The sequence below is a fragment of the Serratia sp. 506_PEND genome, assembly GCF_001076875.1.
Lineage (GTDB): Bacteria > Pseudomonadota > Gammaproteobacteria > Enterobacterales > Enterobacteriaceae > Serratia > Serratia marcescens.
The window spans coordinates 2,296-10,037 of sequence record NZ_JVEL01000309.1 but is presented as its reverse complement, the minus strand read 5'-3'; the positions used below and the strand labels follow the sequence as shown (position 1 = coordinate 10,037).

General features: G+C 55.3%; 5 protein-coding genes and 1 pseudogene. 2 read left to right on the top strand and 4 right to left on the bottom strand.

The annotated features are described in order from the left end of the window. Positions 1–91: 91 nt before the first annotated feature. The 4 genes from ADK28_RS08525 to mdoC all read right to left on the bottom strand — a co-directional run bounded on the left by ADK28_RS08525 (position 92) and on the right by mdoC (position 4,986). A complete protein-coding gene (locus ADK28_RS08525; protein ID WP_015377414.1) occupies positions 92–1,813 on the bottom strand; it encodes a potassium/proton antiporter in 1,722 nt (573 codons plus the stop codon). Between the two features lie 280 nt (positions 1,814–2,093). Further along, positions 2,094–2,318, bottom strand: coding sequence for a hypothetical protein (locus tag ADK28_RS08520; protein WP_016928227.1), 225 nt, complete (start codon positions 2,316–2,318; stop codon positions 2,094–2,096). 304 nt (positions 2,319–2,622) lie between these two features. Beyond that, positions 2,623–3,639: an acyltransferase family protein gene (locus tag ADK28_RS08515; RefSeq protein WP_048795418.1), complete on the bottom strand. Its 1,017-nt coding sequence runs from the start codon at positions 3,637–3,639 to the stop codon at positions 2,623–2,625. A 216-nt stretch (positions 3,640–3,855) separates the two neighbouring features. Continuing rightward, positions 3,856–4,986 carry a glucans biosynthesis protein MdoC gene (gene mdoC / locus ADK28_RS08510; RefSeq protein WP_016928225.1) on the bottom strand — a complete coding sequence of 377 codons (1,131 nt, stop codon included), beginning with the start codon at positions 4,984–4,986 and terminating at the stop codon, positions 3,856–3,858. Between the two features lie 259 nt (positions 4,987–5,245). Here mdoC and mdoG point away from each other — a divergent pair, with 259 nt between their 5' ends. After that, the gene (gene mdoG / locus ADK28_RS08505; protein WP_025302384.1) at positions 5,246–6,814 is read left to right on the top strand and encodes a glucans biosynthesis protein MdoG; all 1,569 of its coding nucleotides are present in this window, start codon (positions 5,246–5,248) and stop codon (positions 6,812–6,814) included. Then, a pseudogene (locus tag ADK28_RS32930) lies at positions 6,807–7,742 on the top strand (glucan biosynthesis glucosyltransferase H); the annotation flags it as partial. The gene mdoG and the pseudogene ADK28_RS32930, both read left to right, overlap by 8 nt.

The window sequence follows — 7,742 nt, the reverse complement described above, 5'->3', positions numbered from 1 at the left end:
AGCGACGCTCTATTTCATGCATCTTGATAGTGATTAAGAACGTTCTTAAGGCCAGAAGTTCCCTCATCGGGTAACGCCGTCCGCGGTAGCGTCAGTCAGTTACGATTCGGACGCCTATCTTGCTGACTTGATTGCCGTCCATTTCGGCTATGGTCCAGGTCAGGCCGTCCCATTCCACCTGGTCGCCGATCACCGGTTCACCGCCGATCAGCTGAATGACGAACTGCCCCAGCGTCTGCTGCTCGTCGACGTCGTCTTGCAGATTGAGGCCATAAACCTGCGAGATGTCGCTTAAACGGGCGTCGGATTGCAGGATAAAGTCGCCGAAGAAGCGTTCGTCGAGCGTCACGGCCGGCGCCTGGCTGAACAGCTTGCCGAGGATCGGCAGATCGTGCTCATGGCCGATGACGCACAGAATATCGTTCTCCCGCAGCCGGGTACTGCCGCTAGGATGCAGCAGCTCTTTGCCGCGGAACAGGGCGGCGATGCGGGTATTGGGCGGCATTTTCAGCTCACGCAGCGCAGCGCCGACGCACCAGTTTTCCGCCGAAAGCTGATACACGAACTGTTCCCACTGGTTTTCCGGGTGTACATCCAGCCCAACGCGGGAGATCGGCGTCAGCGCCGGCGGTACGATCACCTTGGCTTTTTTAGCGGCGAACGACAGTGTGGTGCCCTGCAGCAGCAGGGAGACCAGCACCACGAAGAACGCCACGTTGAAGAACAGCTGGGCGTTGGGCAGCCCGGCCATCATCGGGAATACCGCCAGAATCACCGGCACCGCGCCGCGCAGGCCGACCCAGGAAATAAAGCCGCGTTCGCGCAGGGTAAAGCTGCGGAACGGCAGCAGGCCGATAAACACCGACAGCGGGCGGGCGAACAGGATCATCCACAGCGACAGCAGCAGAGCAGGGATGGCGATCGGCAGCAGCTCGTGCGGGTTGAGCAGCAGCCCGAGCACCAGGAACATGCCGATCTGGCTGAGCCAGGCCAGGCCATCGAAGGTTTGTACGATGCCGTGACGGTTGCGGATCGGCCGGTTGCCCAGCAGCAGGCCGCACAAATACACCGCCAGAATGCCGCTGCCGTCCAGCGCAGTGGTCAGTGCGAAAATAAGAATACCGCCGCTTACCGCCAGCAGCGGATAGAGGCCGTCCGCCAGTTTGATGTGGTTGATCAGCGTCAGCAGCAGCCAGCCGCCGCCCAGACCGAAGACGATGCCCATGCCGAACTGCTGCATCAGATGCAGCGGGAAGGTCCAGCTCAGTGCGGTTTCCCCGGCGGCGATCATCGCAATCAGCGTGATGGTGAGAAACACCGCCATCGGATCGTTGCTGCCGGATTCGATCTCCAGCGTGGCGCTGACGCGTTCGTTCAAACCTTTGCCCCCCAAAAGGGAGAAGACCGCGGCGGCGTCGGTGGAACCGATGATGGCGCCGATCAGCAACCCCTGCAGCAGATCGAGATTGAACAGCCAGGCGGCGGCCATGCCGGTCAGACCGGCGGTGATCACTACACCGACGGTGGCGAGAGAGAGTGCCGGCCACAGGGCGACGCGGAAAGAGCTGACCCGGGTACGCATGCCGCCGTCGAGCAGGATCACTGCCAACGCGAGGTTGCTGACCAGATAAGCGACCGGGTAATTGCTGAAGACGATGCCGCCGGGGCCATCGACGCCGGCCAGCATGCCGATCGCCAGGAAGATCACTAGGATCGGAATGCCGAGCCGGGAAGAAAATGAGCTGAGCAGAATGCTTGCCCCCACCAGCACGGCACCGATGACGAACAAACTGTTAATGGTGCTGGCATCCAAAATATTGCTCTCCTGAGGCTGGGAATAGGGGGCACTGCGCGTGTGCCGATGATAACGTGTTTAGTGGGTAAAACGCCAAGGCTGATTGTGAAAACAACCGATCAATTATTGCCTGTTGGCACGTTTGAACTACGAAAGTGAGGAGAAGAGGGGAAATTCTGCCTTTTATCTAACATTATCAGGCTGCTGTATTTCTGTTTCGGCAATAATGCCCCATTCGGCGGAGGAAAAACCATTAAGCCCGCGCAGGCAGGCTTAATGGTTTGCAGGCGCGGTAGGATTAATGATCGAGCGATTCCAGCGCCCGTTTGATCAGTTCGGTGGCCAGCTTGCTTTCCGCTTCAGAAATACCGTCGAGATTGAAGTTGGAAAGCTCAGCGACCAAAACGCTGCGTTCTTTGCCGCTGATCGAAGCGTCCAGCGCGGACAGCAACCTGCCGAGGATCTTCAGCAGGGTGGCGTTTTCCGCTATGGCTTCTTGAGCCGGGGGGGTCTTATCGGTCATTCAAAATCCTCTCTGTCGTGACGGAAGGGAGATGCAGCTAACGCCATCGAATAAATTAAACGATCGCGCAGCCCTTCGGGGGTGTTGAGCCCAATCACTACCGTAAGGCAGGGATCCGGATTTCTACTTATGCATTGCAGTTATAACGGCTAGGTTATCTATGCAGCCGTATCACTTTGCCCTAACGGGCGACGCCAGGCTGAGCAATGTGTGCTCTGCATGGCAAGAGAGAGATGACGCAACCGATAGGTTGCGTCATCAAGTATAGCGACGGGGAGAAAACGTGAAGGCGGTTGAACCGCCTTCAGGAGATTTTTTCTTTTCGCAGACGGCTATTGAAACGAGGACGCTCCAACAGAAAAGTAAGATGCAGGCGTTGTATCAGCGCATAGGCGATAACAGGGGCGATTAGCCCGAACAGCGTGCCGGCGATCGCTTGTGTTGGCCAATGGCTGATATGCATAAACTTGGTCAGTACGATGCGTAAGCCGCTGGCCGCGAGGATATGCATCAAATAGATGACCATGCTCAATTCGCCGAGTCGGCGCAGCCAGGAAAGATTCGTTTTGGCCAACAGAACCGACAGGTTGACGATGAAGAAGATGGCTTCAATCGCCAGTAACAGGGAGAAACTTCCGGTATCGGTATACAGCAAGCCTGAATAGCCGTGGAATCCCCACTGCAACGCGATAAACGCGATCAGGGAGGCCAGCAGCGAACCGAAACCCAGATGGGCGATGAGCGAAGCGTAGCGAATGGCAAAAACGCCCAGCAGGAAGAAGATCAAGAATCGGGTAATGTAATCAAAATGGAAGGCTTTGGTGAGGCTGTCTTGGTAGACATACAGCCCCGCGCTGATAACGATCAATACCGGCAGGAGATAGCGGTATGTTTCTTTGCTATACAGCAAGGTGGCCAAAATAAAGACCATGAACAAGGCATACAGGAACCAAAACTGCGCGCGCGGATGCGTAAACAGCGACAGGATATCGCCCAGGCTGGCAGGGTTATTGGTATAGCGCGACAACAGCACTTCCACCATGCCTTGCAGCAGCGACCAGATGACATAGGGATAAACGATGGTGTCTATCTTGCTGATCACAAAGCGTGTTTTTCCCTTTTTATCCAAGGACTGCGTAAAAAACAGGCCGGAAAGGAAGAAAAACAGTGGCATATGAAAACTGTAGAGGATGCTGTCTGTCAGTAGATAGGATGAACCAGAAAGCTGAATGCCCGCGCTGTATAGACCCCGATTGACGTGGCCAAAAACCACGAGAATGATGCCGATTCCCTTGGCATAATCGACCCATGCTTCTCTCATATGTGTACCTAGCCCAGAAAGTAACGCAACTGATTTATAAGTATGAATAATGAGCGTAACAGGCAGTTGCCGTTTTGCAATGTATCCCGGGGATTAGGATTAATATTAGGAAAATGCTCAGGGCAGCTATCGCTGCGCCGAGGTAGTGAGGCGCTTTATCATTGGTGAGGTTAATTTCTGGATGATAAATCATCACCCAGAAATGGGGTGGGAAGCCTATTGCGGCTTGCCGGAGAACAGGAAGCGCAGCACCGGAATGCGCTTGTGCAGTTCATATAGCGCGAAGGCCAGAGAGAACACAAACAGCAGGCCCAGCAAGAATCCCAACAGGTTGTTGCCGATATACGGCGTCACGAAAGCGCCATATATCAGGGTCAACGGATGGTGCACCAGATATATAAACAGCGAGGCGTTGACCAGATAGGTGATGCGCGGCGAGTGATAATTCAGCAGGTTATGCCCGAAAGAGAACACTACGTTGGTCATCAGGATCCCCATTAGGGTTTTGATCACCACTTCCAGCTCGAACATATAGCTGCTGTGCGCCAACATCTTTTGGTTCAGCATATATGCGATAAACAGCAGCAGCGAGCCGAGCAGCGCCAGCGGCGAGCGGCGCAGAAAAATCTCCTTAAGCCACACGTACTTAAACGCATAGGCGCCGAGGAGGAAGAACGGCAGGTAGAACATCGTCTCCATCACCACGAAATTGAACAGGCCGTTGGATAATAGCTGCGGGGCGAAAATTAAAATAATACGGTGCGCGGCCGAATAGCATACCGCATAAATAAAGAAATACAGTGAGATGTTTCCTAATCCGCGCATTCTGTTTATTAACGTTGGAATATGTTCACGGGGTTGACGCTTGATTTTACGGAACAGATAAAAACAGGCGCAGGTTAACAATGACAGCGTCAATAAGAACCACAGATGAGAAACCAATTCCCAAACTGTTACATTTATTTTCTGATAGAGAGAAAATTCATCCCAGCCGTTTAATTTATCGGTGAAATATTTCAGCATGAAAAACTGCGGCACCGTGATCAGCGGGATGGAGCTCAACAGCGGGATCGCCACTCGCTCCAGCCTGACCTTCAGCCACTGGTGGCGCTCGTAGCGCTCGTAAAGCATGTAGGAGAAGTAGCCGGATATCACGAAGAACACCTGCATGCGGAAGGCGTGGATAAAGTCGTTCAGCACCGTGAGCGAGAAGGAGGGCGACGCGCTGTTCACCGCCCAGGCGTGGCTGGAATAAATCAGGGAGAGGTGAAACGGAATGCCGAGCAACATCAAATAGGCTCTGATGGAGTCGAGGAAAAACTCGCGCTGTTTGCTGCCTTTAGTCATAGATTACCGCTGGTGATTTAATCGAGAGTTCATTAACACGCTTAATAAGTCGTCAAACGTTAAATTGTTATCCGGAACCCTACTATAGCCCCCCGCATTTTTCCATAGCGTCTTGTTGCGCGGCTTGCTACGCTGGTGTTCCATCAGCTGCTTAAACAATGAGCCGTAAACATGAACCATCCATTTATCATGTTGTCGGAAAGCTGAGTAATCCATTAATATGGATTTAAATGATTTGAGCACACGAATAGGGGGGGATGTGCTAGTTAATATATTATCCGGACAACCACGCGCCGCGAGCGTTCGTTGGTTAGGTGCGACCGTATTGTTCACGCTGTTCAGTTCGCCGGCTTGGGCCTTTTCTATTGATGATGTCGCCAAGCAGGCGCAGGATCTGGCGGCGAAAGGTTTCGAAGCCCCGAAGAGCAACCTTCCTTCTCAGTTCCGCGAGATGAAGTTCGCAGACTATCAGCAGATTCAGTTCAATCACGATAAAGCCTATTGGAGCAAGCTGAAAACCCCTTTCAAGCTTGAGTTTTATCATCAGGGGATGTACTTCGACACGCCGGTGAAAATCAACGAAGTCACCTCCACCAGCGTAAAACAGATCAAGTACAGCCCGGATTACTTCAACTTCGGTTCGGTCAAACACGACCCTGAATCGGTGAAAAATCTCGGTTTTGCCGGCTTCAAGGTGCTCTACCCGATCAACAGCGCCGACAAAAACGATGAGATCATGAGCCTGCTGGGCGCGAGCTATTTCCGCGTGGTGGGTAAAGGGCAGGTTTACGGGCTTTCCGCTCGCGGCCTGGCTATCGATACCGCTTTGCCGTCCGGCGAAGAGTTCCCGCGTTTCCGCGAATTCTGGGTTGAGCGTCCGAAGCAGGGCGACAAGCACCTGGTGATCTACGCGCTGCTGGATTCCCCGCGCGCCACTGGCGCTTACCGTTTTACGGTGATCCCGGGCCGCGACACCACCGTGGACGTCGAGTCCAAAGTGTTCCTGCGCGACAAGGTGGGCAAACTGGGCCTGGCGCCGTTGACCAGTATGTACCTGTTCGGGCCGAACCAGCCGTCGCCGACGCTGAACTACCGCCCGGCGTTGCACGATTCCAACGGTCTGTCTATCCATGCCGGCAACGGCGAGTGGATCTGGCGTCCGCTGAACAATCCTAAACACCTGTCCGTCAGCACCTATACCGTCGAGAATCCGAAAGGCTTCGGTCTGCTGCAGCGCGGTCGCAACTTCAAAGAATATGAAGATCTGGACGATCGTTACGATCTGCGTCCGAGCGCCTGGATCGAACCGAAGGGCGACTGGGGCAAAGGCAAGGTCGAGCTGGTGGAGATCCCGACGGCGGATGAAACCAACGACAACATCGTCGCGTTCTGGACGCCGGATACCTTGCCGGAGGCCAAAAAGCCGCTGACGCTGAGCTACCGTTTGAACTTCACCCGCGATGAAGACAAACTGCATTCGCAAGATATCGCCTATGTGGCTCGTACCATGCGTTCGACCGGCGACGTGAAGCAGTCCAACCTGATTCGCGAGCCAGACGGCAGCGTGGCCTTCCTGGTCGACTTCGTTGGCCCGGTGCTGAAAGGGCTGGATGCCAATACGCCGGTCGCCTCTCAGATCAGCATCGGCGACAACGGTGAGATGGTAGAAAACAACGTCCGCTATAACCCAGTGACCAAAGGCTGGCGCCTGACGGTGCGTCTGAAAGTGAAAGACGACAAGAAGCCGGTAGAAATGCGTGCGGCACTGGTCAATGGCGATAAGACTCTGTCGGAAACCTGGAGCTATCAGCTACCTGCCAATGAATAAGCCTACTCAACCCGCCCAGGATTATCTTGCGGCGCTGCCTCTGACCGCCGAGCGGTCGGAGGCGCTCAACCCTCAAACGGCGGATGACGCTCAGGCACTGGAGGCGCTCCATCGGCAGATGGGCGCCGCTGACGCCAACGTCAATAGCCTGTCGGCGGATGACGTGGCGCTGGCCTCGGTCAAACCGCGTATCGAAAACGCCTGGCCGGATGCGGTCAGCGATGACGACTTCGACACCGACGCCGAAGGGCGCGCCATTCTGAAGGCGACGCCGCCGATCAAACGGACCACCATGTTCCCGGAGGCCTGGCGCACCAACCCGGTGGCGCGCTTCTGGGATTCTCTGCTGGGGCGTTCGCCGCACAATCGGCACGCCACCAAAGAGGAGGCCGAGGCTGAAAACCGCTGGCGTACCGTCGGCTCCATGCGCCGCTATGTGCTGCTGGTGCTGATGCTGGTGCAAACCGGCATCGCTACCTGGTATATGAAAACCATCTTGCCTTATCAGGGCTGGGCGCTGATCGATCCTATCGCCATGCTGGATCAGGATCTGATGCAGTCGGTGCTGCAGCTGCTGCCGTATGTGCTGCAAACCGGCATTCTGATCCTGTTCGCCGTGCTGTTCTGCTGGGTCTCGGCCGGTTTTTGGACCGCGCTGATGGGCTTCCTGCAGCTGCTGATCGGCAAGGACAAATACAGTATTTCCTCCACCATCAAGGGCGATGAGCCGATCAACCCGGCGCACCGCACTGCGCTGATCATGCCGATCTGCAACGAAGACGTCGAACGCGTGTTCGCCGGCCTGCGTGCGACCTATGAGTCCGTCGCCGCGACCGGTCAGCTGGAACACTTCGATATCTACGTGCTGAGCGACAGCTACGATCCGGACATCTGCGTGGCGGAGCAAAAGGCGTGGATGGAGCTGTGC

What these genes read in the sequence shown, in the direction of transcription:
- ADK28_RS08520 (WP_016928227.1), bottom strand. Translation starts at nt 2,318, where the DNA reads ATGACCGATAAGACCCCCCCGGCTCAAGAAGCCATAGCGGAAAACGCC.
- ADK28_RS08515 (WP_048795418.1), bottom strand. Translation starts at nt 3,639, where the DNA reads ATGAGAGAAGCATGGGTCGATTATGCCAAGGGAATCGGCATCATTCTC.
- mdoC (WP_016928225.1), bottom strand. Translation starts at nt 4,986, where the DNA reads ATGACTAAAGGCAGCAAACAGCGCGAGTTTTTCCTCGACTCCATCAGA.